This is a genomic window from Aeromicrobium wangtongii, from assembly GCF_024584515.1.
GTDB classification, from domain to species: Bacteria; Actinomycetota; Actinomycetes; order Propionibacteriales; family Nocardioidaceae; genus Aeromicrobium; species Aeromicrobium wangtongii.
In genome coordinates this window covers 2,773,169-2,799,711 of sequence record NZ_CP102173.1, presented here as the reverse complement: position 1 = coordinate 2,799,711, position 26,543 = coordinate 2,773,169, and the positions used below count along the sequence as shown (strand labels likewise).

Sequence of the window (26,543 nt, the reverse complement as noted above, 5' to 3'; positions counted from 1 at the left end):
AGACGGAATCACATATCTGTTTCTCGCCCTAGGAGCGCTCGTGTCAGTTCGTCAGGATGTTCCCCCGGTCGCCATCTCGGGCGCGGGTCCCGTCGGGATGGCACTGGCCATCGACCTCGCACTGCGGGGCATTCCGAGCGTGCTGTTCGAGAAGCGCTCGGAGGAGGAGCGGATCGTCGCTAGGGCCAACATGACGAACGTGCGCTCGATGGAGCACTTCCGCCGCTGGGGGATCGCCGATGCGCTGCGCGACAACGACCCGGTGAGCACCGAGGTCCAGCGCGACGTCGCATTCGTCACCCGCCTGAGCGGTCACGAGATCCTGCGGTTCCCCCGCGCGTACGAGTGGTCGGAGCGGCTGCCGATCGCGTCCGAGGTGGCCGAGTGGGCCCCGAACGAGGCCATCGAGAAGACGTTGCGCGACCGCGTCCGATCCCTCCCGATCATCGACCTGCGCTTCGACAGCGAGGTCCTGTCCTTCGAGCAGGACGACCAGGGTGTCACGGTGACGGTGGACGGCCCGAACGGCGAGGAGTCACACACCGCCCAGTACCTGGTGGTGGCCGAGGGCAGTCGCAGCAAGCTGCGTCGTGAGGGGCTCAACGTCCGCATGGAAGGTCACCCGAACCTGGCGCGCAGCTTCCTCTGGCACATCTACGCCCCGGGCCTGGCCGAGCTGTGGAAGGCCACCGAGATGTCGTCGATGCTGCTGTTCTACAACGAGGACCGCGCCGGCGACAGCCTCGTGCCCCAGTCCGGCACCGATCACTGGGCCTACTTCGCCTCGCCCGTCCCGGACGGCGTCGACGGCGACGACTGGGAGGCCTGCCGCGCGATGCTGTTCCGCGCCATCGGCGAGGAGTTCGAGGTCGAGCCGCTGGCGGGCGGAACCTTCATCACCCACTCGATCCAGGCTCCCCGGTACGACTTCGGGCGCGTCCTGCTGATCGGCGACTCCGCCCACATGGTGTCGCCCATGGGCGGGTTCGGCATGAACATCGGCATCGGCGACGCAGCCGATCTCGGCTGGAAGCTTGCCGCCGTCCTGGACGGCTGGGGCGGCCCGGCGCTGATCCCCAGCTACAGCATCGAGCGCGGCGAGGCGGCACGGTTCATCCTCAAGGGCTGCGAGAGCAACCAGGCGGTCGGACCGCGTGAGCTCGTGCGCGACGGCATCGAGGAGGACGGCCCGATCGGTGACGCCGTGCGGGCCCAGGTCGCCGAGGACATCAAGATCCAGAAGGCGCGCCAGTTCAAGCGGATGGGCGGACAGCTCGGCTACCGCTACTCGTCCTCACCGGTCATCTTCCGGGACGGCACGGATCAGCCGGCGCCGTCCTTCGAGGACTACGTGCCGTCGTCCGCGCCCGGAAACCGCGCGCCGCACCACTGGCTCAAGGACGGATCGTCGCTCTACGACCACCTCGGCAACGGCTTCACCCTGCTGGTGCTGGGCGACCTCGACGCCGGAGAGCTCGTCCGGCTGGCCGAGTCCCGCGGCGTCCCCCTGCAGGTCCTGACCGTCGAGGAGCCCGACCTCGCCGAGCTCACGATGCTCTACGAGACCGGCGCGGCGCTCATCCGCTCGGACCACCACGTGGCCTGGCGCGGCGACGCGCTGCCCGACGACCTCGACCGGCTGCTCGACGTCATCACCGGATCGGTGTCCTGGGCCTAGCCCGGACCCGCTCGCACCCACTCAACCACGGCAACACCCACACGAAAGGCTCCATCATCATGCCCGCTGTCACCCGTCTCGGCCACGTCGGACTGTTCGTCAAGGACACCGAGATCATGCTCGACTTCTACTCCAACTTCCTCGGGATGACGGTCACCGACCGCGACGAGCGACGGGTCTTCCTCAGCGCTCGTCCGGAGGAGGAGCACCACGAGCTCCTCCTCGCCAAGAACGAGGAGCGCCACACCGACCCGCAGCAGCTGTCGTTCCACGTCCAGAACCTGGCCGACCTGCGCCAGTTCTACGCCGAGATCGTCGAGCGCAAGTACGAGGTCGACCACATCAGCAACCACGGCAACGCCATCGGTTGCTACTTCCGCGATCCCGAGGGCAACCGCGTCGAGGTCTACTGGCCGACCGGCATCAACTGGCCCCAGCCGTTCAGCGAGCCCATCGACCTGCACCTGTCCGAGGCAGAGCTGATGAAGGTGCTCGACGACATGGTCGCGGCCTAGGAAATAGAGGACCAACGGTGAAGGACGGAATGATCGCCGAGGTGATCGGGTTTCCCGGTCACAACGGCGACATCATCGAAGGCTATTCGGCACGGCCGACCACGACCGAGCCGATGGGCAGCGTGGTCGTCCTGCACCACGCGCCCGGGCTCGACTTCTGGTGCCGGGAGGTCGTGCGCCGGTTCGCGGAGGGCGGATATGCGGCGCTGGCGCCGAATCTGTATCACCGGCGCGGTCCCGGCCACTGGGCGGACGTCGCTGCTGCGGCGCGCGCCGAAGGGCTCGGCAAGGCGATGCCGAACGACCAGGTCATGGGTGACATCTCCGGCGCCGTCGACCACCTGAAGTCGCAGCCGACCTCGAACGGCAAGACCGGCGTGATCGGCTTCTGCTCAGGCGGCCGCCAGGCATTCCTGGCTGCGTGCGACGTGCCGACGCTGGACGCGGCGGTCGACTGCTGGGGTGGCAGCATCATGCCGCAGCCGGCCGACCCCGACAAGCCCAATGCGCCGTCACGTGGTGTCATCCACCGCGCGCCCGACATGTCAGCCCCGCTGCTGGGCATCTTCGGCAACGACGACACCAACCCCGATCCGGCCCAGGTCGACGCGATCGAGGCTGAGCTCACGAGGCTCGGCAAGGAGTTCGAGTTCCACCGATACGACGGTGCAGGGCACGGCTTCTTCGCGTCGGATCATCCGCACTATCAACAAGCCCAGGCGGTCGACGGCTGGATCCGGGTGTTCGAGTTCTACGACAAGCACCTGCACTGACCATGGATGGCGTGACCACCTCGGGCACGACCCGTGACCGAGCAGACGATGCGGGAGACCTCCTGGTGTCCCGTGTCGTCGGATCGTTCGACCGCTGTCAGGATCCGCGGCTGAAGACCGTCATGGGCTCGCTGACCGAGCACCTGCACGCCTTCTTGCAGGAGGTGCGGCCGACCGAGACGGAATGGGCGAAGGCGCTCGACTTCCTCGTCTCGGTCGGCCAGTTCACCAACGACGAGCGCCGAGAGCTGGTGCTGCTGTGCGATGTCCTGGGGGCGTCGGCCCAGGTCGTGGCGCTCAACACGGTGCCCGGCGGCTCGACCCCACCGACCGTGATCGGGCCGTACGTCATCGACGACAGTCCTGAGATCGCCGTGGGTGACGTCCTCCCTCGCGTGGAGGGGGTGCCCTGCTGGATCGAGGGGACCGTGACGGACGCTGCTGGGCGCCCCGTTCGTGGCGCCCGCGTCGAGGTCTGGGAGACCGACGACTACCGACGTGCCGGCGCCGAGTACGGAAATGAACGGGCAGCGCCGCGAGCCCACGTCATGACCGACTCGTCAGGGCGTTACGCCTTCTGGGGATCGGTCCCCTCGCCGATCGAGGTGCCACAGGACGGCCCGGTCGGCACGTTGCTCCACGCGCTGGGGCGCGCTGGGCATCGCGCCCCTCACCTGAGGCTGCGCGTCAGTGCGCAGCACCTTCGTACCGTGGTGACCCATGTCTTCGTCGCGGGCCACCCGCTGCTCGAGGACGACTGCGTGTTCGGGGTTCGCGACGGGCTGGTCCAGCGCTTCGCGCACCACCCGAGCGGGACGCCGGCCCCCGACGGCCGCGCCCTGGACGGTGAGTGGGCCAGCGTCCGGTTCGACGTCGCGCTGGCTCCTGCCGGGTCGGCGCGCGCGCTGACGGCCCCGCTTTTCTGACTTTCCCCCGCCGCGGCAACGGCCGGAAAAACAGATCGCCAAATAGGTTGTGTGACCGGGCCCACATGGCTACGATCCATTCCGTACCTCGGAAACATATTCCACAGTTGTCGTGCGAGCCGCTCGGGAAGCGCGTGCGCATCTCCGCCGGATGCTCTCGAAGGAAGTACTGGAAATGGCAAACTCTCTTGTGGGTCGCACGGTCACCAAGACCGTCCGTACCAGGACCGCGCGCATGGCCGCGGGGTTCATCGCGCTGACGCTCGTGACCGCGGCGTGTGCCGCGGAGTCCGACGGCGGCAACGCGGCCGACGGCTCGGCGGGCGGGGACACACCCACCGCCGTGGCCGACAACCCGGCCGCCGTCACCGATCTGGTCAAGTACACCGGAGGCTCGGCCGGCGCAGCCGACGACAGCCTGGAGCCGGTGACACTGGGCTGGGTCAACCAGCAGGGCGGCGCCCTCGGGTTCCCGAGCGCCACCGACGGGGCCGAAGCGGCCGTCAAGTACATCAACAAGAATCTCGGCGGCATCGGCGGGCACCCCGTGAAGCTCGAGACGTGCTTCGTCGTCGAGAACGAGCAGGACGGCAACGCCTGCGGGCTGAAGCTGGTCAACAACAAGGCCGTCAAGACCGTGTTGTTCGGCTCCACGATCACCGGCAACCAGTCGTTCCTGGCAGTCAACAAGGGACAGAAGCCGGTCCTGATGGCCAACTCGATCAGCTCGACCGACGCCCAGGCCGACAACGTGTTCATCTTCAACGGCAACCCGGGCTCGATCTTCCGCGGTCTGGCGACCTACCTCGGGACCGTCGTGAAGGCCAAGAAGGTCTCGGTGATCTATCCCCAGGACGCACAGAGCGCCGATGGCGTGAAGGTCCTCGAGCGGGCTCTCGGCGCCCTCGACATCGATGTCAAGGCGGTCGGCTTCGACCCGTCGACCACCAACCTGACGTCGGCGGCGGTCGCCTCCGGCGCTGCGGACGCCGACGCGATCATTCCGCTCGTCTCGTCGCCGCCGGCGTGCGTCGCCGCGGCCAAGGCCCTGGACACCCTGAAGGTCAAGGCCCCCGTCGTGTCGGCCGGAGCCTTCTGCTTCTCGGCGCCGGTGGCTCAGGGCCTCGGCGGCGAGGCGCCGAAGTGGCAGCAGATCTCCACCCAGACCAATGTCGCCGACAAGTCGCAGCCCGACGTCCAGACGTACGTGGAGGCGTCCTCCAAGACAGGACTGTCGCCGCAGTCGCAGTCAACTCCTGACGCGGCCCTCGCGTGGGGCCTGGTGTTCACCGCTGCTCGTCTGGCCAATGCTGCAGGTGGCGCCGACGCCACCGAGGTGACGATCGCCGAGCAGGCCAAGTCCTTCGCAGGTCCTCTGCTGCTGGGCAGCCAGACCCTCTCGTGCGGCAGCGACTCGACCGCGCCGGGTCTCTGCGGCGCGCAGACCCGAGTGTTCGAGTACTCCGGCAACGGCGCGTACAAGGCGCTCACCGACTGGCTCGACCCGTCGGCGAAGTAGTTCCATCCCGGTCGGCCGGTCCGCCGGCCGACCGGGCCCTTCCTTTTCGACACACCACTTCCATCTCCGAGAAAGCAGGCCATCGTGACCGCGATCGCTAACGCCCAGTCCGAACAGTCCGATCCAGGTCTGAGCCCCGAAGACCTCATCGAGCGGGCGCGATCCTTCCGCGACCACCTGCGCAGCGAGCAGGACGCCACCGACGACCGCGGCACCTACTCACCCGAGACACATGAGCTGTTCCGCGAGGCCGGCCTGTACCGCACGTTGGTGCCGAGCCGCTTCGGTGGACTCGAGTTCGACGTCAAGACCTTCGTCAAGATGGTCGTCGAGATCGCCCGCGGATGCCCGGGCACCGGCTGGTGCCTGAGCCTCGGCGCCGGTCACGGCCTGCAGATCGGCAGCCTGTGGGGCGAGAAGGCGCAGAGCCAGGCGATCGGCGAGAACGGCGAGTTCATCGCGCCCATGCGCGGCATCCCGATGGGCACCGCGACCCGCCAGGACGACGGCGGCTGGGCGATCGAGGGCAAGTGGGACTACTGCTCCGGCTCGCCGTACGCCACCCACGCCATCGTCGGCGTCCGCATCATGGAGGGCGACGAGATGACCGGGCAGGGCCTGGCCCTCGTCCCGCGGAATGGTTGGATCCTGCAGGACGACTGGCGCCACCGCGCCTTCGGCATGCGAGGCAGCGGCTCGAACAGCATCATCGTCGAGGGTGCCCGCGTGCCGGACGAGTTCGTCGTGCGCGGCAACGTGCTCCAGCTCGAGGGCGGTCTGGATACCCCCGGGTACGAGGTGCACAAGAACGCGATGTACGCCGGGCACTCGACCGGCTTCCTGCAGCTGGAGATCACCTCGGTCCTCGTGGGATGTGGCTACGCAGCGCTTGACGAGTACGAGCGGATCCTGCGCGAGAAGAAGACGCTGGGCCCCAACCCGGTGCCGCGCTTCCACAACAAGGACTTCCAGCGCTACTGGGGCCTGGCCTCCGGCAAGATCCACGCCGCCGAGGACGTCCTGCTGCAGATGAGCGAGTACTTCGCCGAGCTGAGCGAGAAGGCCGTGACCGGCGCAGGCTTCGACGCCGAGGAGCTGCAGAGCATCAACTCCAGCACGCACCACGCCGTGAACCTGATCTGGGAAGCCGTCGAGCTGCTGTTCCGGACCTCCGGAACCAGCGAGGGCGGCAGCAACGGCTCCAAGATGCAGCGGTACTACCGCGACATCTCGACCGCGCGCACCAACATCGGCCTGCAGTACGAGGCCTACGCGACGGTCGTCGCACAGCAGCACTTCGACCTGCAGCTGGACATCCGCGCGTGATGCCGGCCGTCGCGAGCCCCACCCGGGAGGTGTGACGCAGATGCAGACTCTGCTTCTGTTCGCTCTTCTGGGTCTGGGATCCGGCGCGCTGATCGCGAGCATCGCGATCGGCGTGGTGCTGAGCTGGCGTGGCAGCGGAACGATCAACATCGCCGCGGGAGCGGTCGTCATGGTGGCCGGGTACCTCTTCTGGGCCCTTCGCACGGGATTCTTCTTCCCCGCGCTGACGACCCCGGCGGCGCTGGTCCTGACCCTGGTGCTGATGGCCGTGCTCGCGGTGCTCGTCGAGACCGCCGCGGTCAAGCCGCTGCGATCGGCTTCGCCACTGGCCAAGCTGGTGGCGTCGATCGGCGTGCTGCTGCTGCTGCAGTCGGTCGTGCAGCTGGTCTTCGGCACGTCGCCGCTCAACAGCCCGCCCGTGCTGACCGAGTCGGTCGTGACGGTGGCCGGCGCGACGGTGCCCGTCGCCCAGTTCATCCTGGCGGGCGTCGTGGTGGCCATCGCGCTCGCGCTGACGGCGCTCTACCGCTTCACGCGTTTCGGCGTCGCGACACGCGCCGCGTCCGAGAACGAGCGATCGGCGGTGCTCGCGGGTCTCTCGCCGGCATCGATCTCGATGGCCAACTCGGTCCTGGCGTACGTGACCGCGGGTTTCGTGGGCATCCTGGCTGCATCCATCGTGGGGATCAGTGCCTCGACGCTGCCGCTGCTGATCATCCCGGCCCTGGCCGCGGCACTGTTCGCCGGCTTCACCTCGCTGGGGATCGCCTGCGCGGCGGGGCTGCTCATCGGCATCGCCGAGTCGTTGCTGTCGTACGCCTCGACCCAGCCGTGGTTCCCGTCCCAGGACGGGCTGGCGCTGCCAGGCCTCCAGCAGCTCGCGGAGTTCCTGCTGATCGTCATCGCCCTCTGGTGGCGTGGCTCGACCCTGCCGCAAAGAGGGGAGATCGCGGGTCGGTCCCTGCCGCCCGTGCCGCGCCAGGAACGGTTGATGCGCAAGGTCGCACCGGTGTTCGTCGCCGGTGCCGTGGCCCTGGTCGTGCTGCCATCGGAGTTCCGTCAAGCGGTGACGGTGGGTCTGGTGGCCACGGTCCTGTGCTTGTCGTTCGTGGTCATCATGGGCTACGTCGGTCAGCTGTCCGTCGTCCAGCTCGCCCTGGCAGGCTTCGCGGCGTTCGCAGTGTCGCGGCTGGGTACCGAGTTCGGGCTGGGGTTCCCGCTGGCCCCGATCATCGCGATCGTCCTGGCCACCGCACTGGGCATCGCGATCGGCGCGGCGGCGCTTCGCGTACGCGGGGTGACGCTGGTGGTCGTGACACTCGCGGCTGCCGTGGCGATCGAGAACTTCGTCTTCGCCAACTCCCAGTGGGGCGGCGGTCAGACGGGTGCGCGGGTCGACTCGCCCAGCCTGTTCGGCCTCAACTTCGGTCCTGACGCCGGCCTGCGCGGTCTGGACGGTTCGCTGCCCAGCCCGGTCTTCGGATTCGTGGCACTGGTCGTCGCGACGCTCATGTACATCCTTGTCGCCCACCTGCGAAGCAGCGACCTGGGTCGCCAGATGCTGGCGATCCGCTCCAATGAGCGGGCGGCCGCCGCGTCGGGCGTCAACGTGCGCTCGGTCAAGATCGTCGCCTTCGGGATCACCTCGGCCCTGGCCGGCATCGCCGGCGTCATGTACGCCTACCAGTTCGGCACGGTCTCGGCGAACAGCTACTCGATCACGGTGGCCCTGACCCTGGTGGCCAGCGTGTACGTCCTGGGCGTCACCCTGGCGCAGGGAGCCGTGCTGGCCGGATTCGGAGCCATCGGTTCGGTCATCCCGTTGATCCTGCAGAAGTGGGTCCTGCCCGAGGACCGGGTGTCCTTGTACGTCCAGCTCCTCATCGGCGGCGGACTGCTGATCCAGCTGCGGTTCTTCCCCGACGGCCTGCTCGTCGCGAGCTCGGTCAAGAAGCAGAACAAGGCACAAAGGCCCCGGGCGACGGCGCCCGCACCACAGCTCGAAGGGAGCGTGCGCTGATGAGCGCCACGGTGCTTGCTGCCCGCGGGGTGGAGGTTCGATTCGGTGGCGTCCGCGCCCTGCGCGGCGTCGATCTGGAGGTTCGACCCGGCCAGATCGTCGGACTGATCGGACCCAATGGTGCCGGCAAGACCACTTTCGTGGACGCCATCACCGGGTTCGTGCCGTCGACCGGATCGGTCCAGATCGGGGGCCGGGAGATCAGCCATCAGCGGCCGCACGCGCGGGTCCGCGCGGGTCTGAGTCGCACCTGGCAGGGGGTCGAGCTCTTCGACGACCTGACCGTCGAGGAGAACCTCACTGTCGCCTCACGGCGGCTGAGCCTGCGGTCCACCGTCCGCGACCTGGTCGGTCGCCACTCAGGGGATGTGTCGAGTGTTCGTGACACCCTCGAGGACGTCGGCATCTCCGAGCTGGCCGAGGCCTTCCCGCCCGAGCTGTCCGAGGGGCAGCGCAAGCTGGTCGGGATCGCTCGTTCGTTCGCGGCGCGACCCAAGGTCCTGTGCCTGGACGAGCCGGCCGCGGGTCTTGACACCGCGGAGAGCGCGCACCTCGGCAAGCAGCTGCGCAGGCTGGGCGACCAAGGCACGCCCATGCTGCTGATCGACCACGACATCTCGTTCGTGTTCGGCACGTGCGATCACGTGGTCGTGCTCGAGTTCGGCCAGGTGATCGCCTCGGGGGAGCCGAGCGTCATCCGGTCCGATCCACGGGTCATCGCGGCCTACCTCGGGCAAGAACCCGCAGGAGAAGGGGATCAGTCATGAGCTCGGTACTGAGCGTCCAGCAGTTCTCGGCCGGCTACAAGCGGTCGGTCGTCGTGCGCGACATCGCGATCGAGGTCGGCGCCGGCGAGGTCGTGGCCTTGCTCGGGCCCAACGGGGCCGGCAAGACGACCACGCTCCAGTCGGTCTCGGGTCTGGTCAAGTCCTTCGGCGGCACGGTGAAGCTCCTGGGTGAAGACCTGGGAGGCGTCTCACCGACGCATCGCGCCCGTCGCGGAATCGCCCACGTGCCGGAGGACCGCGGCATCTTCTCGGGCCTCACCGTTGCCGAGCACTTCAAGCTCAGCAGGAGGGGTGAACACCTGGACGCGGACATCGCGTACGGCTATTTCCCAGCACTGCGCAACCTGACGACACGGCAGGCCGGAGTCCTGTCGGGCGGCGAGCAGCAGATGCTCGCGGTCGGGCGGGCCCTCGCGAGGGGGCCGGCCCTCCTCCTGCTCGACGAGCTGAGCCTGGGACTGGCCCCTGTCATCGTGCAGAGCCTGCTTCCGGTCATCCGCCGGTTCGCCGATGACACGGGCTGCGGGGTGCTGCTCGTCGAACAGCACGTCCAGCTGGCACTCGAGATCGCCGACCGCGCCTATCTCATGGCGCACGGTGACATCTCGGCCAGTCACGACGCGGCGGCACTACGGCAGGATCAGAGCCTGCTGCGGGCCAGCTATCTGGGCGGCGAGCAGTGGGAGGACAGCGATCTGGATCCGTCCACCCACGACCACACATCAATGACACCATCAAGAGGAGAAAAATGAAGATCGGAATCATCGGCGCAGGCCGTATGGGCCAGGCGCTGGCCGGACTGTTCACCCGGGCGGGCCACGACGTCGTGCTCAGCAACTCGCGGGGTCCGGAGTCACTGACCGACGTCGTCGAGGAGTTCAACGAGCGCTGCTCCGCCGGCACCGTGAGCGACGCCGTGGAAGGCGCTGACATCGTCATCCTCGCGACACCGTGGGCCAAGACGGCCGAGGCGGTCTCCGTCGTCGACGACTGGACCGACCGCATCGTCGTCGACACGACGAACAACCGCCGTGCACCGGGCCCGGACGGGCTCATCGACATCGACGGACGCATCTCGAGCGAGATCGTCGCCGAGTACGTGCCGGGCGCGCGCCTGGTCAAGGCGTTGAACGTGACCCCCATCCACATCATGGCGACCACGCTGGGGACCGGCGACGGATCGGAGCACGCGGTGTACGTCGCGGGCGACGACGCCGATGCGAAGAAGAAGGTCGCCGAGCTGCTGGCCACCGTGGGCGGCGTGGCCGTCGACACCGGTGACCTGCACGAGGGCGGTTTCCTGCAGGGCATGAGCGGTCCGCTCCCCGGCGTCATGGAGATGCAGTCCGTCGAGGACGCGAAGGCGCGCCTCGCCGAGGCGACCAAGAAGTAGCCGAGCACCCAGCACCACGTCGCACCTGCGACACACCCCAGCATCGTGCACCAGGCAAGATGCCGACCAGAAGAGGAAACACCACCATGACGATTGTCCAGCTGAGCAAGACGACCGCCCTTCCCGCCGACGCCGACACGGTGTGGGCGTTCGTGAGCGACTTCGGCGGCTACGCCTCCTGGCAGCCGCACATCGACGCCGTCGAGATGCAGCCCAACGGTGACCGCAAGGTCGACTTCACCCGCGGCGACTCCGTGTTCGACCGCATCGCCAGCCAGGACGACGCCGCTCGCACCCTGACGTACGAGCTCGTGCCGGGACAGCCCGGACCCATGCAGCACCTGGCAGCGACCTTCACGGTGCGCGAGGCGGGCGAGGGCTCCGAGGTCGAGTACGCGATCGAGGCCGACGTGCCCGACGAGATGCAGGACATGGCGCGGATGGGCATCGGCGCGGACATTGACGGCGCCCTGAACGGTCTGAACAGCCAGTTCGGTGCCTGAGAGCACCGAATCCCCGGTCGCCCTGGTGACCGGGGGGGCCGGGTTCATCGGCTCGTCGATCGTCGAGCTGCTGCGCGCATCGGGCCACCGTGTCGTCGTGCTCGACCTGAAGGGCGGCGACATCGCCGTGGATCTTTCCGACGAGCAGGCGGTGCGGGCTGCCGCGCGCAGCGTGCTCGCCGAGCACGGTCGGGTCGACGTGCTGGTGCACGCGGGGGTCTCGTTCCACCGCGCGACCCTCGGCGATCTCAGCGCCTCGCTGCTGCGGGACGTCATGGCGGTCAACGTGGAGGCCGCCCTGTGGCTGACCCAGGAGCTGCAGCCGTCGATGAGTGAACGGGGGTTCGGGCGGATCGTGTTCCTCGTGTCGGACACGTTCTACAACCCGCCGCCAGTGTCGGACATGCTCCCTTACATCATGAGCAAGGGAGCGCTCATCGGCGCAGCGCGGTCACTGGCCCGGTCCCTGGGTCCATCGGGGATCACGGTCAACTGTGTCGCGCCGGGCCTCACACCCCCGCCCGTCAAGGTCATGACGGAGGAGGTCAGCGAGGACGTGCAGTCCAGGCAGGCGCTCACCCGCCCGCTCGTCCCTGCCGACGTCGCAGAGGTCGTGGCCTTCCTGGCGCGACCCGAGGCGCAGGCCCTCACGGGCCAGACGATCTGTCCCGACGGCGGGCTGGTCCTGCTGTGACGCTCCAGTCGGGGTGCTGACGGGTGGACAAGCTCGTCACGTCCGCCGCCGAGGCGATCGCCGACATCCCCCACGGCGCGACCGTCGCCGTGGGGGGTTTCGGCACGTCCGGGGTGCCGTGGGCCCTCGTGCGGGCCCTTCGCGCCCAAGGTGCGTCGGGCCTCACTGTCGTCACCAACAACTGTGGCGTGAACGGCGCCGGTCTCGCGATGCTCCTGCACGACCACCGCATCGAGCGGGTGATCGCGTCGTACATCGGCCAGAACAAGGAGTTCGCACGTCAGTACCTCGCCGGTGAGATCGAGGTCGAGTTCAATCCCCAGGGGACCCTCGCCGAACGTCTGCGCGCGGGCGGAGCGGGGATCGCCGCCTTCTACACGCCCACGGGGGTCGGGACGCTGGTGGCCGACGGCGGGTTGCCGCGTCGTCACGGCCCCGGCGGGGAAGTGGTGACGGCGTCGCCGCCCAAGGAGGTCCGTCGATTCACCGTCGACGGGCGTGAGCGCGACTTCGTGCTGGAGGAGGGGATCGTCACGGACTTCGCCCTCGTGCGGGCAGCGGTCGCCGACCGCCACGGCAACGCGATCTTCCATGCCGCGGCCCGCAACTTCAACCCGGACGTCGCCATGGCCGGTCGGGTCACCGTGGTGGAGGCCCAGAAGATCGTCGAGCCGGGGATGCTCGACCCCGACATGGTTCACCTGTCCGGTGTCTTCGTCCAGCGTGTCGTCGAGGTGCCAGAGGAGATCATCGAATGACGGGCAAGGGCTGGGGCCGCGACGAGCTCGCGCGCCGCGCCGCCCAGGAGCTGCAGGACGGCCAGTGCGTCAACCTCGGCATCGGTCTGCCGACTCGTGTCCCAGACCATGTCCCGGCAGGCGTGCACGTCGTCGTGCAGAGCGAGAACGGTGTGCTGGCGACCGGTCCGTCGCCACGTCCCGAAGAACTGGACCCGGATCTGATCAACGCGGGCACCGAGCCGATCACGGTGCTGCCGGGTGCGTCGTTCGTGTCGTCGTCGACATCGTTCGCGATGATCCGCGGGGGACACGTCGATGTCACGATCCTGGGTGCCATGCAGGTGTCGCTGGGCGGTGACCTGGCCAACTGGATGGTCCCGGGACAGCTGGTCAAGGGAATGGGTGGCGCGATGGACCTGGTCGCCGGCGCGCGGCGGGTCATCGTGGTCATGGAGCACACGGACCGCACCGGTGCGCCCAAGCTCCTCACGCGGTGCACCCTGCCGCTCACCGGGCGTGGCGTCGTCGATCGGGTCATCACGAACCTGGCCGTCCTGGACGTTGCCGAGGACGCCTTCATCGTGCGCGAGCTGGCGCCCGGGGTGGAATTCCAGGACGTGGTGGACCAGACGGAGGCGCGAATCATACTGTGACAACAGTGCGCAGAGGGCACGCAGTAGGACATAATCCTGGTATGGAGATGTCGTGAGCGATCAGGTTGCCGTGTCCGGATCCACGTCGTCCGGTGGCAAGAGCCGCGACTCGGGGCAGGTACGTGCGGTGGCGCGCGCGACCCGCATCGTCACGGCACTGGCCGAGCATCCCTTCCCCCTGGGCATCGTCGAGCTGGCGCAATTCGTGCAGCTGTCGCCCGCGAGCGTGCACCGGATCCTGGTGACGCTGGTGCAGGTGGGGTGGGTCGAGCAGAACACCCGCACGGCGAAGTACCGGCTGGGCATGCAGGCCGTCGGTGTGGGCATGGTGGGCCTGGTCTCCAACCCGGTGCTCCACGATGCGCGGATGTTCCTGTCCCGGCTGGCTCAGTGGTCGGGTCACGACGCGGTGCTGAGCACGTTGGTGGGCTTCAAGACGGTGCAGCTGACCCGCGTGGCGGGTTCTGCCACGGAGTTCATCGAGTTCGAGCCGGGGCATCCGCAGCCGGCGCACGCGATGGCTGACGGCAAGCTTCTGATGTCGTACATGCCGGTGGAGCAGCGTCGTTGGCTGTACGAGGCCGAGCCGTTGCGGATGTTCACGCCCAACACGATCACGGACCCGGAGGCGATCGAGCGGGAGTTCGTCGCGATCCAGGAACGTGGTTACGCCGTCGACAACTACGAGCGGTTCGCCGTCGGTCGAGGCATCGCAGCGCCCGTGATGGACACCGAGGGGCGTCCGATCGCCGCGATGCTGTGCCTGGGCAAGATCGATCCGGCGCAGGACGAGGAGATCGTCCAGCAGATGCTGGCCCTGACTCGCGAGATGTCCGAGCGGCTCAAGGGTGCCGGCGACCTGCCGGCGTCGGCGCTGGACCTGGCCGAGCCCGACGAAGAAGCTCTCTGAGCCGAGGGCCCGAGAAGGTCCGTCCCGCGCCCTTTCGTCCGAGGGGTTGACGGTCCCGAAATCTGTGCCCTACGATCTGATGAAATCATATTTCATCAGACGGAATCACATTCGGACGGAGCAGGCACCATGACGGCACTCTCCCCGAAGTCGGACGCCGCCCTCGAGGCGGCAGAGACCGGACGCGAGTTCCGCAAGGTGCTGGGGCATCTGCCGACGGGCGTCGTCCTGGTCGCAGCGCACACCGCGTCGGGACCCGTCGGGATGGCCGTCAACTCCATCACCTCGGTCTCGCTGGACCCGCCGCTGGTGTCGATCTGCGTCGCCCGGACCTCGACCTCGTGGCCCCGCATCCGGTCCGCCGGACGGTTCTGCATCAGCGTCCTGGCCGATCATCACGAGCAGACGAGTCGCCGGTTCTCCGCCCCCGGCGAGGATCGTTTCGCCGGTGAGACGTGGCACGACGAGCCTGCCGGCCCGGCGCTGGACGGCGCCGTCGCGCGCCTCGACTGCGAGATGTACGCCGAGTACGGCGCCGGCGACCACACGATCGTCGTCGCCCGGGTCGCGGCCCTCGACGCCGTCGAGGACGGCCACGCCCTGGTCTTCTTCCGCGGCCAGTACGGGCGCTTCGTGCCGCACCAGCAGCCCTGACCACCTGCATCCCATCGTTCTCACCACCAGACCCACCCCATCAGAGAGGCACCACCCCATGAAGCTGATGTTCTTCGACGACTTCAAGCTCGGCGTCCTGCATGACGGAAAGGTCATCGACGTGAGCGGCGAGGTCAAGGACGTCCCTGCCGCCCACCCGCAGGACCTGATGAACGCGGTCATCGCCGGCTGGAGCGAGTTCCAGCCTCGCCTGGAGGCGGCGGTCAGCGCCGGGGCAGGCGTCCCGCTGGAGGCCGTTCGCGTCCGTCCGCCCCTGCCTCGTCCGCTCAACATCGACTGCATGGCGCGCAACTACATGGAGAACGGCACCCTCTCGGAGCGGCCTCCGATCAACGGCTTCGCCAAGTCGCCGAACTCGATCATCGGGCACGGCGACACGATGGTGCTGCCCGACATCCCGGCCACGATCTTCGAGGGCGAGGCCGAGCTCGCGATCGTCATCGGCAAGCGCGCGCAGAATGTCCCCGCGTCCGAGGCGTTCGACTACATCTTCGGCTACACCAACTTGATCGACGGCTCGGCACGTGGCATCCCGCCCATGCAGAACGCGTTCTACCAGATGAAGTCGCGCGAGACGTTCTGCCCGATCGGTCCCTACCTGGTGACGGCCGACGAGGTGCCGGACCCGCAGAACCTGCCGGTCAAGCTGTGGAACAACGGCGAGCTGAAGCAGGACTTCAACACCAGCGACATGGCGTACGACATCGCTGAGTCGGTGGCCTTCGTGTCGGCGATGCACACCCTCGAGCCCGGCGACATCATCGCGACCGGCACCAACCACCGTGGTCTGCACTCCTTCCAGGACGGCGACCAGATCGATCTCGAGGTGGGCGAGCTGGGACGTCTGACGATCTCGATCCGCGACGACCTGCACCGCACGTGGAGCCGCCAGACGCGTCTGGAGTGGACCGAGGCCGGCAACGAGGGCAGGACGCCTCCGCAGCTGACCGGCCCCTACGCGCCGTCGGCCTGACGAGCGCATGAGGGTTCTGCGGGTCCGCGAGACCTCCACCGGGGTCGACGCCGAGAGCGGGTACCTGCCCCACCGGGACTCGCGGGTGAAGGGGCCGGCGGACGTCATCCCTGCGACGGCGTTCTGGCTCACGCGGGCCGGCACGGATGACGTGCCGGCCCCGGCCGCGCTGGGCAGCCACGCGGTCGTCGTGCTGTCCGGCGAGGTGGGGGTGGAGCCGCGCGGGGCACAGCGCACCGTGCTGACCGCTGGGGACGTGCTGTTCGCCGACGTCCACAGTGACGATGCGCTCGAGCTGTCGTGGGACGGCTTCGCATGGCTGCTCTACTTCACGACCGACGGCTGGCTGCCCGAGATCGGCGACAACGAGGCACGGCCCGATGCGGTCAAGCGCGCCGGTCGGCCGTTGCTGACCTGGATCTATGACGACGCCGGGACCTCGCGCTCCGAGCCGTTGCGATGGCCCGGTGACCTGGCGCCGGTCCCGCCCGTCGAGCAGTGGCCGAGGTCCCGCGGCGCCTTCGTCACCCGGCGCGACTACGGCGACGACGGCTACGTCCCAGGGGTGTGGCACAACGGGCCGCGCTCACAGCTCGGCATCACCCTCAACGGATGCGCCGAGAACGAGACCGGTGACGGGACGATCACCTCGCCGGTGGCGGGCGACATCGCCTACATCGACGACGTCACGGGCGACGGGCACCTGACCCGCGGTCAGGGCGACCGCTGGATGCTGTTCGTCACCGTCGCTCCCGGTCACCTCGAGCTCACTCCGGAGCGCTGACCCGCGCGGACGGGCCGGTCCCTTCCGGGATCGGCCTGTCCGAAACCGCCATCGGTTCGCAGATGTGCCCTGAATGGTCCTCGACACCGGGTGGACCATGACGCAGGTCACAGACTGTGGCGTGCAGAGGCTCTGCACGTCGTTGCCCACGGCACACGGTTTCAGGAGGGTTCCATGAGAATCTCACGCACACTCGTCCCGACGGCAGCTGCCGTCATGGCAGTCACCCTGTCGGCCTGCTCGGGCTCGGTGGGCGGTGGGGACTCGGCCAGCGACAAGACGTTGACGATCGGCTTCGTGTCGACCACGACGGGGGCGTCGGCACCGTTCGGCGAGGCGAACACGTTCGTCGTCGACGAGATGAAGGCGTACTTCAAGAAGAATCCGTTGAAGGTCGGGGCCGACACGTACGACGTCAAGATCGTCGTCCGTGATGCGCAGAGCGACTCCACGCGTGCTGGCGAGGTCGCCTCGCAGCTGATCAACCGCGACAACGTCGATGTCGTGATCGCCTCGTCGACGCCGGACATCGTGAACCCCGTGTCCGAGCAGTGCGAGGCCAACTCGGTCCCGTGCATCACGACGGTCGCACCGTGGCAGCCGTTCGCGATCCGCAGCGGCGACGAGCCGGCTGATCTCAAGTACAGCCACCACTTCTTCTGGGGACTCGAGGACGTCGCTGCCGTCTACTCCGACATCTGGAGCCAGGTGGACAACAACGGAAAGGCCGGTGGCCTGTTCCCGAACGATCCCGATGGTCAGGCCTGGGGAGCGAACTTCCCGACGCTGACGAAGGACTCCGGGGTCACGATCGATGATCCCGGCAACTACGCGAACGGCACGAAGGACTTCTCGGCGCAGATCTCGGCGTTCAAGGGCAGCGACATCCTCCTGGGTGTCCCGATCCCGCCGGACTTCACGACCTTCTGGAAGCAGGCCAAGCAGCAGGGCTACGAGCCGAAGGTCGCGACCATCGGCAAGGCGTTGCTCTTCCCGTCCTCGGTCGAGGCGCTGGGCAAGATCGCGACGAACCTGTCCAGCGAGGTCTGGTGGACGCCGACGGCTCCCTACAAGAGCTCGCTGACGGGACAGAGCGCCAAGGAGCTCGCGGACTCGTACGAGCAGAAGACCGGGCAGCAGTGGACCCAGCCGCTCGGTTTCGCCCACGCCCTGTTCGAGGTGACGGCAGCCGCCGTCGAGAAGGCCGGTTCGACCGATCCGGAGGCGATCACCAAGGCGATGAAGTCCCTCGCGGTGTCGACCGTCGTCGGTGACGTGGCCTGGGGCAAGGACCCGAACGTCCCGCCGTACGTTGCCAAGACCCCGGTGGCGGGCGGTCAGTGGCGACCGGGCACGGACCACCCCTTCGACCTGGTGGTCGTGTCGAACAAGCTGGCTCCCGAGGTCCCGCTGGGCGGCAAGGCTGAGCCGCTCCCATGAGCACCGCCACGGGGGTGGCCCCGATCATGCGGGCGCAAGGTCTGGCCAAGCGGTTCGGCCGGGTCACGACCGCCAACAGCGTCTCCTTCCACGTCAGCGCGGGGGAGGTGCTGGGGGTGGTCGGCCCGAACGGTGCCGGCAAGTCCACCTTGCTCGACCTGGTGAACGGCGGTCAGCGTCCGGACGCCGGGAGCATCCACTTCGACGGCCAGGACGTGACGTCCCTGGACGCCGCCGCGCGGGGCAGGCGCGGTATCGCCCGCACCCACCAGATTCCGCGGCCGTTCGGCGGGCTGACGGTGTTCGAGAACGTGCTCGTCGGAGCGACCTTCGCCGGACAGACCCGGCGAGGGGAGGCCTTCGGGCGAGCCCATGACGCCATCGAGACTGCAGGACTGACCCACCTGGAGAACGTGCAGGCCGGAAGTCTGCGCCTGCTCGACCGCAAGCGGCTCGAGCTCGCCCGGGCCCTGGCCACCTCGCCCCGGCTGCTGCTGCTGGACGAGATCGCCGGTGGCCTGACCGACCGTGAGCTGCCCGAGCTGATCGAGGTCATCGCCCGCCTGCGGGACGACGGGATGGCGATCATCTGGATCGAGCACATCGTGCACGCGCTGCTGCAGGTCGTGGACCGCCTCATGTGTCTCGCGATGGGCGATGTCGTGGCGACCGGCGATCCGCACACCGTGATGCGCAGCCCCGAGGTCACCGAGGTGTATCTCGGCAGCATCCCCGAGCCGGAGGGTGAGACCCCGTGACCGCGTTGCTCGATCTGGAGTCGGTGGACGTCCACTACGGGGACTTCCAGGCCATCCATGGCGTCTCCCTGAGCCTGGACGAGGGCGAGACGTTGGCCGTGATGGGCGCGAACGGCGCCGGCAAGTCGACATTGCTGAAGGCAGTGGCCGGGTTGATGGCCACATCCGCGGGAGCGGTTCGCTTCGGCGGGCAGGACCTGGCCGGCATGGCACCGCACCAGCGCGTCGCCGCGGGCATCTCCCTGGTCCCCGAGGGACGCCGGGTGTTCAAGTCGCTGACGGTCGAGGAGAACCTGCTGGTCGGCGGGTACAGCGGCCGCCCGGGCCCTTGGGATCTCGCCGCTGTGTTCAAGGCGTTCCCGCTGCTGGCGGAGCGTCGCAGCCGGACCGGGATCCACCTGTCCGGTGGTGAGCAGCAGGCCACCGCGATCGGCCGCGCCCTCATGGCGAATCCTCGCCTGCTGCTGCTGGACGAGGTGTCGCTCGGTCTGGCTCCTGTCGTCGTGAAGGACATCTACCAGGCCCTGCCCGTGATCAGCTCCCGGGGCACCACCGTCCTGATCGTCGAGCAGGACGTGTCGCAGGCGCTCTCCGTGGCCGACCACGTGCAGTGCCTGCTCGAGGGCCGGACGGTGCTCGAGGCATCGGCCGCCTCGGTGACGCGGGACGACGTGGCAGCGGCCTACTTCGGTCTGGAGGCCCGCTGATGGATTGGATCAACGCCTTCGTCCAGGGACTTCTGCTCGGCGGGCAGTACACCCTGCTGGCGTGCGGTCTGTCGCTGATCTTCGGCGTCATGCGCATCGTCAATCTCGCGCACGGGGCGCTCGCCGTGGCCTCGGCCTATGTCGTGCTGTTCCTGGTGGACACCGTCGGCGCACCCCTGCCGATCGCGCTCGCGCTGGCCGTGGCCGTCGCGGCCGGCGTCGGGTACGTGCTGCAGCGCGGCCTGCTCAACGCCGCCCTGTCCCGCGGTGAGCTGGCGCCCCTGCTGGTGACGTTCGGACTGGCGGTCATCGTCGTCAACGTCCTGCAGGAGACCGCCAGCGCCAACTCGCGCAGCATCGACATCGGCGATCTCGGGACCGCCAGCATCCGGATCGTCTCCGGGCTGTCGGTCGGCGTGTTCTCCCTGGTGACCTTCGTCGTGGCGCTCGTGGTGATCACCGGCATCCAGCTCTTCTTGGCCAGGACGCGGGTGGGTCGCGCCATGCGGGCCACCAGTGACGACCGGGAGGCGGCGCAGCTCATGGGCATCAACGACCGTCACCTCTACGCGCTCGCCACGGCCATCGGGGTCGGCAGTGTCGCCCTCGCCGGCGCGTTCATCGGGATGAGCACACAGTTCACACCCGGCTACGGCGACCTGGTGCTGATCTTCGCCTTCGAAGCCGTGATCATCGGCGGTCTCGGATCCCTGTGGGGCACGTTGCTCGGCGGGCTGGTCCTGGGCGTCGCGCAGACCATCGGTGCCCAGATCGACCCCGCGTACGGCGTGCTCGCCGGCCACCTCGTGTTCCTTGCCGTGCTCGCCTTCCGCCCCAGCGGCCTGATGCCAAAGATGGTGACCGCATGACCACGACCGCCCCGGCCACGACCTCCACGCCATCGCGCGTCGACCGAGGGGGGCGACGCTCTCTCGTCGGCCTGGCGGGCCTCGCCGCCGGGGTGCTGTTCCTGGCCCTCTGGGTGCCGTACAACGTGTCGCTCGGCGCGCTGACCGACCTGGTGGGGCTGTTCGTGCTGATCATCATGGCCACCACCTGGAACCTGCTGGCGGGCTACGGCGGACTCGTCTCGATCGGTCAGCAGGCATTCGTCGGGGCCGGCGGATACGGCGTCATCTACGTGGCCGACCAGCTCGGCGTCCCGCTGGTGGCTGCTGTGCTGCTGGCCGCCGTGGTGTGCGCCGCGCTGGCACTTCCGACCTCCTTCCTGGTGTTTCGCCTGGTGGGCGGCTACTTCGCGATCGGCACCTGGGTCGTGGCCGAGGTGTTCAAGCTGCTGACGACCCAGATCGACTTGCTCGGCGGCGGCTCGGGCCTGTCGCTGGAGGCATTCAGGGGCGTGGATCGGACCGAGCGGGTCGCCACTGTCTACTGGCTCGGTCTGACGCTGGCCGTGCTCGTGGTCGCCGGCACCTATCTGCTCATGCGGTCGCGCATGGGTCTGGCCCTGCTGGCGATCCGGGACGATCCCACGGCGGCCGCCAGTCTCGGTGTCTCGGTCCGCAGGTCCCAGCGCATCGTGTACGTCCTCTCGTCCGCAGGCGCAGGCCTGGCCGGCGCGCTCATCGCCATCAACACCTTGCGCGTCGCCCCGGACTCCATCTACTCGGTCAACTACAGCGCCTTCATGATCTTCATCGTCGTCATCGGCGGGATCGGCACGATCGAGGGTCCCATCATCGGTGCGGTGATCTTCTTCGTGCTGCAGCAGCAGCTCGCCCAGCAGGGCACCTGGTACCTGGTGGCGTTGGGCGTCGTGGCGATCCTCATCGTGCTGGTGGCCCCCCGTGGTGTCTGGAGCCTGCTGTCGCGGGGCCGGTTCTCACTCTTCCCCGTCACCTTCCGGGTACGCCGTGACCGGTCCGTCGAGTAGTCTGCGTGCTATGGCGTACGTCACACCGCACCGCCCGGACAGGTCGGCCATGAGTGCCCTCTCGCCGGTCGAGTTCTCCACGGTGGGGCTGCCGGACCAGGAGCGCATCGAGCTGTGGGAGGGACACAACGCCGATGCCCTGATCGGGTTGCGGTGCCGGACCTTGGAGGCGTCGCAGCTCGAGGCCACCGAGGTCAACGTCCAGCTGAACTCGATCGGACTGGCGCGCGTGGTCGGCACGTCTCACGTGGTCGAGCGTGACGCCGAGCTGATCCGTCGCCGGCCGTCCGACTCGGTCGTCATGTACTTCAGCCTGGTGGGAGACGCCTTCTTCTACTCCGAGGACGGCGTGCGGACGGTTCGGCCGGGCCAGCTGCTGCTGTGCGACGCCGACAAGGCGTTCATGCGCGGATTCTCGCGAGGCCTGGAGGAGCTGGTCATCAAGATGCCCCGCTCGATCTTCGCCGACGTGGCGGACATCAGGGCGTTGACCGATCCGATGGTCTTCGACTTCAGCAAGGGCGGCAATGCGCACGCGGCGGCGCTGGCGCAGCACGTCAACCGCGCGACCCGCTCGAACGAGCGCGTGCCGCCGGACGAGCAGGCGATCCTCGAGCTGGTCTCCGTGCTGGCGAGCGGGGCACGCGACGACTTGAACACGGCTCATCGAGCCGCCGCCAAGGCGTTCATCGAGGGTCGCATCAGCGATCCGTCCCTGTCGGCGACGAAGGTCGCCGACGCGATCGGCATCAGCGCCAGGCATCTGTCGCGGGTGTTCGCCGCCGACGGTGTCAGCGTGCCGCGGTACATCCTCGCGCGTCGCCTCGACGTGGCCCGTGCCCTGCTGGAGAAGCCAGCGGCGGCGTCCATGACGATCGCCGAGATCGCGCACCACTGCGGCTTCGCCTCGGCCGCGCACTTCTCCAACGCCTTCGTGCTGAAGTTCTCCGAGCGCGCCTCCGACGTCCGCCGCGACGCTGCTGCGGCGCGGGCCATGTCCGCTTCCTGAATCGGCCACTTCTTGGGCTTTGCGCCGTGATCGGCGCCGTGGGGCCTCCTCGCGCGTGTGACGCACGACACTGATCGGGACGCTCGCGCGCAGCGAGCATGACGAGAGGTGACCCGGATGCCCGTGTTCGATGACGGTCAGCAGATGACCGCCCTGCCCGATTCCTCGGTGATCGAGACCGACGTGCTCATCGTCGGTTCCGGCCCGGCCGGATCGTCGGCGGCGCTGTTCCTGTCGACGCTCGGGATCCCGAACATCATGATCACGAAGTACCGCTGGACGGCGAACACGCCGCGGGCGCACATCACCAACCAGCGGGCCATGGAGATCTTCCGCGACATGGACATCGACGACCAGGTGCTCGCGGACGCGACCGAGCACGGCCTCGTCGGCGACACCGTCTTCTGCACCTCGATCGCGGGCGAGGAGATCGGACGCATCCGGACCTGGGGCACAGGGGCCGACCGGGAGGCCGACTACCAGCTCGCATCGCCGTGCCTGACGGTCGACATCCCCCAGACCTACCTCGAGCCGATCCTGGTCAAGAACGCCACGATGCGCGGAACCCAGACTCAGTTCTCGACCGAGTACGTGTCGCACGAGCAGGACGCCGACGGGGTGAACGTGTCGGTCGTGGACCGCCTGACCGGCCAGGCCTACACGATTCGCGCGAAGTACCTGATCGGGGCCGACGGCGCCCGCTCGAAGGTCGCCGCCGACATCGACCTTCCGCTCGTCGGTTCGATGGACATCGCCGGCTCGATGAACATCACCTTCAAGGCCGACATCGCCGAGCTCGTGGGTCACCGGCCCTCGGTGCTCTACTGGGTCATCCAGCCGGGCTCGAACGTCGGTGGCATCGGCGCCGGACTCGTCCGCATGGTGCGCCCGTGGAACGAGTGGCTGATCGTCTGGGGCTTCGACATCACGCAGGAGCCCCCGGTCGTCGACAACGCCGCGGCCATCCAGATCGTCCGCAACCTGCTCGGCATGCCCGAGCTCGAGGTCGAGATCACGGGCACGTCGCTGTGGGGCAACAACGAGGTCTACGCGACGCACCTGCAAAAGGGCCGGGTCTTCTGCGCCGGCGACGCGATCCACCGCCACCCGCCGAGCAACGGGCTGGGCTCGAACACGTCGATCCAGGACTCCTACAACCTCGCGTGGAAGATCGCAGCGGTGCTCCGCGGGCAGGCCGGTCCGGCTCTCCTGGACACCTACTCCACCGAGCGCGCGCCGGTCGCGGAGCGGATCGTCAAGCGTGCCAACCAGTCCGGACGCGAGTTCGCCGATCTGTTCGTGGCGCTGGGGGTCACGGACGCCGAGACCGAGCAGGAGATGATCGAGCAGATCGAGGAGCGCAAGGCCAACACCCCCGAGGGCGCGGCGAAGCGGGCGGCGCTGGTCAAGGCCATGGCGATCAAGAACTACGAGTTCAACGCACACGGCGTCGAGCTGGGACAGTTCTACACCTCGACGGCGATTGCCTCGGACGGCTCGACACTGCCCGAGCCGGAGCGCGACCCGGACCTGTACTACCAGGTGTCCACGGTCCCCGGGTCCCACCTGCCGCACGCATGGGTCGGCGACCACCGGCACAAGGTCGCCATGATGGACCTCGCGCCGTACGACCACTTCACGCTCATCACCGGTGTTGCGGGATCGGCCTGGGAGGCGGCCCTGGAGACCGTTGGGCGCGAGCTGGGCCTGCCGGTCAAGACCGTGGTCATCGGACCCGGCCACGAGGTCACCGATCTGTACTTCGACTGGTCCCGGCTGCGGGAGGTCGAGGAGAGCGGAGCCCTCCTGGTGCGACCGGACAAGCACATCTGCTGGCGGTCGAACGAGCTGGCCGACGATCCCGAGAGCGCGCTGCGCGAGGCGTTCTCGACGATCCTGTCCCGTCAGGACTGACATGCGGTTCAATCACGAGACACTCGGCCAGCGGGTGCGGTTCGCCTCGGGACAGGCGCGCGAGAGCCTCGCCGCCGAGCTGGACCTGCTGGGTTCGGCCCGGGCGATGCTCATCGCCGGCACGGAGGAGCGCGAGCTCGCGGAACGGGTGACCGCCGGGCTGCCCGTGGTCGTGCATCACGACGAGGTCGTGATGCACGTGCCGACCGACGTGGCGCGCCGGGCCCGGGAGGTGGCCACCGAGCACCAGGTCGACGTGATCGTCAGTGTCGGCGGGGGGTCGACCACCGGTCTGGCCAAGGCGGTCGCGTTGACGTCCGGGATCCCGATCGTGGCGGTGCCGACCACGTACGCCGGCTCGGAGGCCACCAACGTGTGGGGCATGACCGAGTCGGCCAAGAAGACGACGGGCGTGGACGACCGCGTGCTGCCGCGCACGGTCATCTACGACGCCTCGTTGATGCTGAGCCTGCCGCAGCACCTGAGCATCGCATCGGGACTGAACGCGCTGGCGCACTGCGTCGACTCGATGTGGGCGCCTCGGGCGGACCCGATCAACGCTGCGCTCGCAGTGGAAGGGATCCGGGCCCTGAACCTGGGGCTCCCGGCGATCCTCGACGACCCGAGCGGCCTGGACGGCAGGGAGCAGGCGCTCTACGGCGCCTACCTGGCAGCCGTGGCCTTCGCCTCGGCCGGCTCGGGCCTGCATCACAAGATCTGTCACGTCCTGGGCGGCATGTTCGACCTGCCGCACGCCCAGACCCACGCCGTCGTGCTGCCGCACGTGCTCGCGTTCAACGTCCCTGCTGCCCCGGAGGCGGCGGAGCGGATCGCGTCCGCGTTCGGCAGCGCCACCGCTGTCGCCGGGCTGGCGACGCTGCGTGATCGGATCGACGCCCCGACCGCGCTGCGCGACTACGGCATGCCCGAGGACGGCATCGAGCAGGCGGCCCGCGCCGTCGTCGAGGCAGCACCCAAGGACAACCCCACCGACGTCACTGTCGAGAACATCACCACGCTGCTGCAGGCCGCGTGGGAAGGAGCAGAACCGCGATGACCACTGACATGCGCCTGTCCGACGAACAACGCGATCGCGAGGAGGAGCTGGTCCAGGTCGTCCTGTCGTCGTTCGACGGCACGCCGGATGCGCGGTTGAAGGAGCTGATGCAGGGCGTCGTCCGACACCTGCACGCCTTCCTGCGTGACGTCAGGCTGACGGAGCGGGAGTGGCAGCAGGCCATCGAGTTCCTGACGGCCGTCGGCCACATCACCGACGACCGGCGTCAGGAGTTCATCCTGCTCTCGGACACCCTGGGTGCCTCGATGCAGACCATCGCGATCAACAACGAGGCCTACGGAGATGCGACCGAGGCCACGGTCTTCGGCCCGTTCTTCGTCGAGGACTCACCACGGGTCGAGCTCGGCGGCGACATCGCCGGGAGCGCCTCGGGGCAGCCCTGCTGGGTCGAGGGAACCGTCCGGGACGCCGACGGACAGCCGGTCGCCGGAGCGCGCATCGAGGTCTGGGAGGCCGACGAGGACGGGTTCTACGACGTGCAGTACACCGACGACCGGGTGGCGGGACGCGCGCACCTGTTCAGCGACGACGACGGATCGTTCCGGTTCTGGGCCGTGACACCCACGCCCTACCCGATCCCGCACGACGGTCCCGTGGGCGCGATGCTGGCCGCGACCGGACGCTCGCCCATGCGGGCCTCGCACCTGCACTTCATGGTCGACGCCCCCGGCTGCCGCACCCTGGTCACGCACATCTTCGTGCGCGGTGACGAGCTGCTGGCCAGTGACAGCGTCTTCGGCGTGAAGGACTCGCTGGTCAAGGACTTCGTCGAGCAGCCGGCGGGAACACCCACCCCGGACGGCCGCGCCCTCGGTGACGTCAGCTGGAGCCGGGTCGCGTTCGACATCGTGCTCGCCCCCGAGCAGCAGTGAC

Annotated in this window: 27 protein-coding genes; all 27 read left to right on the top strand. The window is 68.5% G+C overall.

Annotated elements, in window-relative coordinates:
* Positions 1-40 precede the first annotated feature (40 nt).
* Positions 41-1,678 carry an FAD-dependent monooxygenase gene (locus NQV15_RS13740; protein WP_232401581.1) on the top strand — a complete coding sequence of 546 codons (1,638 nt, stop codon included), beginning with the start codon at positions 41-43 and terminating at the stop codon, positions 1,676-1,678.
* A 59-nt stretch (positions 1,679-1,737) separates the two neighbouring features.
* Positions 1,738-2,193 (top strand): VOC family protein, encoded by a 456-nt coding sequence (locus NQV15_RS13735; protein ID WP_232401583.1) that lies wholly within the window; start codon positions 1,738-1,740, stop codon positions 2,191-2,193.
* A gap of 17 nt (positions 2,194-2,210) precedes the next feature.
* Entirely contained in the window at positions 2,211-2,966 is a 756-nt protein-coding gene (locus NQV15_RS13730) for a dienelactone hydrolase family protein (protein ID WP_232401584.1), read from the top strand.
* An 11-nt stretch (positions 2,967-2,977) separates the two neighbouring features.
* Positions 2,978-3,892, top strand: coding sequence for a dioxygenase family protein (locus tag NQV15_RS13725; RefSeq protein WP_232401586.1), 915 nt, complete (start codon positions 2,978-2,980; stop codon positions 3,890-3,892).
* A 175-nt stretch (positions 3,893-4,067) separates the two neighbouring features.
* A complete protein-coding gene (locus NQV15_RS13720; protein WP_232401588.1) occupies positions 4,068-5,411 on the top strand; it encodes an ABC transporter substrate-binding protein in 1,344 nt (447 codons plus the stop codon).
* A gap of 84 nt (positions 5,412-5,495) precedes the next feature.
* Complete coding sequence (locus tag NQV15_RS13715; RefSeq protein WP_232401590.1) at positions 5,496-6,737, top strand: acyl-CoA dehydrogenase family protein; 1,242 nt, start codon at positions 5,496-5,498, stop codon at positions 6,735-6,737.
* Positions 6,738-6,777: 40 nt separating this feature from the next.
* The gene (locus NQV15_RS13710; protein ID WP_232401592.1) at positions 6,778-8,757 is read left to right on the top strand and encodes a branched-chain amino acid ABC transporter permease; all 1,980 of its coding nucleotides are present in this window, start codon (positions 6,778-6,780) and stop codon (positions 8,755-8,757) included.
* The gene (locus NQV15_RS13705; RefSeq protein WP_232401594.1) at positions 8,757-9,524 is read left to right on the top strand and encodes an ABC transporter ATP-binding protein; all 768 of its coding nucleotides are present in this window, start codon (positions 8,757-8,759) and stop codon (positions 9,522-9,524) included. The genes NQV15_RS13710 and NQV15_RS13705 overlap by 1 nt, the downstream gene beginning before the upstream one ends.
* Complete coding sequence (locus tag NQV15_RS13700) at positions 9,521-10,297, top strand: ABC transporter ATP-binding protein (RefSeq protein WP_232401602.1); 777 nt, start codon at positions 9,521-9,523, stop codon at positions 10,295-10,297. Before NQV15_RS13705 ends, NQV15_RS13700 begins: the two co-directional genes overlap by 4 nt.
* Positions 10,294-10,938 carry an NADPH-dependent F420 reductase gene (locus NQV15_RS13695; RefSeq protein WP_232401604.1) on the top strand — a complete coding sequence of 215 codons (645 nt, stop codon included), beginning with the start codon at positions 10,294-10,296 and terminating at the stop codon, positions 10,936-10,938. The genes NQV15_RS13700 and NQV15_RS13695 overlap by 4 nt, the downstream gene beginning before the upstream one ends.
* 86 nt (positions 10,939-11,024) lie before the next feature.
* Entirely contained in the window at positions 11,025-11,441 is a 417-nt protein-coding gene (locus tag NQV15_RS13690) for an SRPBCC family protein (protein ID WP_232401606.1), read from the top strand.
* On the top strand, positions 11,434-12,135 hold the full coding sequence (locus tag NQV15_RS13685; RefSeq protein WP_232401608.1) for an SDR family NAD(P)-dependent oxidoreductase: 702 nt from the start codon (positions 11,434-11,436) through the stop codon (positions 12,133-12,135). The genes NQV15_RS13690 and NQV15_RS13685 overlap by 8 nt, the downstream gene beginning before the upstream one ends.
* A 23-nt stretch (positions 12,136-12,158) precedes the next feature.
* Complete coding sequence (locus NQV15_RS13680) at positions 12,159-12,893, top strand: CoA transferase subunit A (RefSeq protein WP_232401610.1); 735 nt, start codon at positions 12,159-12,161, stop codon at positions 12,891-12,893.
* On the top strand, positions 12,890-13,528 hold the full coding sequence (locus NQV15_RS13675) for a 3-oxoacid CoA-transferase subunit B (RefSeq protein WP_232401620.1): 639 nt from the start codon (positions 12,890-12,892) through the stop codon (positions 13,526-13,528). The genes NQV15_RS13680 and NQV15_RS13675 overlap by 4 nt, the downstream gene beginning before the upstream one ends.
* 52 nt (positions 13,529-13,580) lie before the next feature.
* Positions 13,581-14,438: an IclR family transcriptional regulator gene (locus NQV15_RS13670; RefSeq protein WP_232401622.1), complete on the top strand. Its 858-nt coding sequence runs from the start codon at positions 13,581-13,583 to the stop codon at positions 14,436-14,438.
* A 129-nt stretch (positions 14,439-14,567) separates the two neighbouring features.
* Complete coding sequence (locus tag NQV15_RS13665; protein ID WP_232401624.1) at positions 14,568-15,092, top strand: flavin reductase family protein; 525 nt, start codon at positions 14,568-14,570, stop codon at positions 15,090-15,092.
* 58 nt (positions 15,093-15,150) lie between these two features.
* Complete coding sequence (locus NQV15_RS13660; RefSeq protein WP_232401626.1) at positions 15,151-16,086, top strand: fumarylacetoacetate hydrolase family protein; 936 nt, start codon at positions 15,151-15,153, stop codon at positions 16,084-16,086.
* 7 nt (positions 16,087-16,093) lie between these two features.
* Complete coding sequence (locus NQV15_RS13655; RefSeq protein ID WP_232401628.1) at positions 16,094-16,870, top strand: cupin domain-containing protein; 777 nt, start codon at positions 16,094-16,096, stop codon at positions 16,868-16,870.
* 174 nt (positions 16,871-17,044) lie between these two features.
* The gene (locus NQV15_RS13650) at positions 17,045-18,310 is read left to right on the top strand and encodes an ABC transporter substrate-binding protein (RefSeq protein ID WP_232401630.1); all 1,266 of its coding nucleotides are present in this window, start codon (positions 17,045-17,047) and stop codon (positions 18,308-18,310) included.
* Positions 18,307-19,068 (top strand): ABC transporter ATP-binding protein, encoded by a 762-nt coding sequence (locus NQV15_RS13645; RefSeq protein WP_232401632.1) that lies wholly within the window; start codon positions 18,307-18,309, stop codon positions 19,066-19,068. The genes NQV15_RS13650 and NQV15_RS13645 overlap by 4 nt, the downstream gene beginning before the upstream one ends.
* Entirely contained in the window at positions 19,065-19,775 is a 711-nt protein-coding gene (locus NQV15_RS13640) for an ABC transporter ATP-binding protein (RefSeq protein WP_232401634.1), read from the top strand. Before NQV15_RS13645 ends, NQV15_RS13640 begins: the two co-directional genes overlap by 4 nt.
* Positions 19,775-20,644 carry a branched-chain amino acid ABC transporter permease gene (locus tag NQV15_RS13635; RefSeq protein ID WP_232401635.1) on the top strand — a complete coding sequence of 290 codons (870 nt, stop codon included), beginning with the start codon at positions 19,775-19,777 and terminating at the stop codon, positions 20,642-20,644. Before NQV15_RS13640 ends, NQV15_RS13635 begins: the two co-directional genes overlap by 1 nt.
* Positions 20,641-21,669: a branched-chain amino acid ABC transporter permease gene (locus NQV15_RS13630; protein WP_232401638.1), complete on the top strand. Its 1,029-nt coding sequence runs from the start codon at positions 20,641-20,643 to the stop codon at positions 21,667-21,669. The genes NQV15_RS13635 and NQV15_RS13630 overlap by 4 nt, the downstream gene beginning before the upstream one ends.
* A 49-nt stretch (positions 21,670-21,718) precedes the next feature.
* Positions 21,719-22,678, top strand: coding sequence for a helix-turn-helix domain-containing protein (locus NQV15_RS13625; protein WP_232401640.1), 960 nt, complete (start codon positions 21,719-21,721; stop codon positions 22,676-22,678).
* A gap of 117 nt (positions 22,679-22,795) precedes the next feature.
* Positions 22,796-24,592, top strand: coding sequence for an FAD-dependent oxidoreductase (locus NQV15_RS13620; RefSeq protein ID WP_232401642.1), 1,797 nt, complete (start codon positions 22,796-22,798; stop codon positions 24,590-24,592).
* A 1-nt stretch (position 24,593) separates the two neighbouring features.
* Positions 24,594-25,649, top strand: a complete 1,056-nt coding sequence (locus NQV15_RS13615) for a maleylacetate reductase (RefSeq protein ID WP_232401644.1) — start codon at positions 24,594-24,596, stop codon at positions 25,647-25,649.
* Positions 25,646-26,542, top strand: coding sequence for a dioxygenase family protein (locus NQV15_RS13610; protein WP_232401646.1), 897 nt, complete (start codon positions 25,646-25,648; stop codon positions 26,540-26,542). Before NQV15_RS13615 ends, NQV15_RS13610 begins: the two co-directional genes overlap by 4 nt.
* The last annotated feature ends 1 nt before the right edge of the window (position 26,543 follow it).

Excerpts from the sequence above, each read along its gene's own strand:
- NQV15_RS13735 (WP_232401583.1), top strand. The coding sequence starts at position 1,738 with ATGCCCGCTGTCACCCGTCTCGGCCACGTCGGACTGTTCGTCAAGGAC.
- NQV15_RS13720 (WP_232401588.1), top strand. The coding sequence starts at position 4,068 with ATGGCAAACTCTCTTGTGGGTCGCACGGTCACCAAGACCGTCCGTACC.
- NQV15_RS13710 (WP_232401592.1), top strand. The coding sequence starts at position 6,778 with ATGCAGACTCTGCTTCTGTTCGCTCTTCTGGGTCTGGGATCCGGCGCG.
- NQV15_RS13705 (WP_232401594.1), top strand. The coding sequence starts at position 8,757 with ATGAGCGCCACGGTGCTTGCTGCCCGCGGGGTGGAGGTTCGATTCGGT.
- NQV15_RS13700 (WP_232401602.1), top strand. The coding sequence starts at position 9,521 with ATGAGCTCGGTACTGAGCGTCCAGCAGTTCTCGGCCGGCTACAAGCGG.
- NQV15_RS13695 (WP_232401604.1), top strand. The coding sequence starts at position 10,294 with ATGAAGATCGGAATCATCGGCGCAGGCCGTATGGGCCAGGCGCTGGCC.
- NQV15_RS13690 (WP_232401606.1), top strand. The coding sequence starts at position 11,025 with ATGACGATTGTCCAGCTGAGCAAGACGACCGCCCTTCCCGCCGACGCC.
- NQV15_RS13675 (WP_232401620.1), top strand. The coding sequence starts at position 12,890 with ATGACGGGCAAGGGCTGGGGCCGCGACGAGCTCGCGCGCCGCGCCGCC.
- NQV15_RS13665 (WP_232401624.1), top strand. The coding sequence starts at position 14,568 with ATGACGGCACTCTCCCCGAAGTCGGACGCCGCCCTCGAGGCGGCAGAG.
- NQV15_RS13660 (WP_232401626.1), top strand. The coding sequence starts at position 15,151 with ATGAAGCTGATGTTCTTCGACGACTTCAAGCTCGGCGTCCTGCATGAC.
- NQV15_RS13655 (WP_232401628.1), top strand. The coding sequence starts at position 16,094 with ATGAGGGTTCTGCGGGTCCGCGAGACCTCCACCGGGGTCGACGCCGAG.
- NQV15_RS13650 (WP_232401630.1), top strand. The coding sequence starts at position 17,045 with ATGAGAATCTCACGCACACTCGTCCCGACGGCAGCTGCCGTCATGGCA.
- NQV15_RS13645 (WP_232401632.1), top strand. The coding sequence starts at position 18,307 with ATGAGCACCGCCACGGGGGTGGCCCCGATCATGCGGGCGCAAGGTCTG.
- NQV15_RS13635 (WP_232401635.1), top strand. The coding sequence starts at position 19,775 with ATGGATTGGATCAACGCCTTCGTCCAGGGACTTCTGCTCGGCGGGCAG.
- NQV15_RS13630 (WP_232401638.1), top strand. The coding sequence starts at position 20,641 with ATGACCACGACCGCCCCGGCCACGACCTCCACGCCATCGCGCGTCGAC.
- NQV15_RS13625 (WP_232401640.1), top strand. The coding sequence starts at position 21,719 with ATGAGTGCCCTCTCGCCGGTCGAGTTCTCCACGGTGGGGCTGCCGGAC.
- NQV15_RS13620 (WP_232401642.1), top strand. The coding sequence starts at position 22,796 with ATGCCCGTGTTCGATGACGGTCAGCAGATGACCGCCCTGCCCGATTCC.
- NQV15_RS13615 (WP_232401644.1), top strand. The coding sequence starts at position 24,594 with ATGCGGTTCAATCACGAGACACTCGGCCAGCGGGTGCGGTTCGCCTCG.
- NQV15_RS13610 (WP_232401646.1), top strand. The coding sequence starts at position 25,646 with ATGACCACTGACATGCGCCTGTCCGACGAACAACGCGATCGCGAGGAG.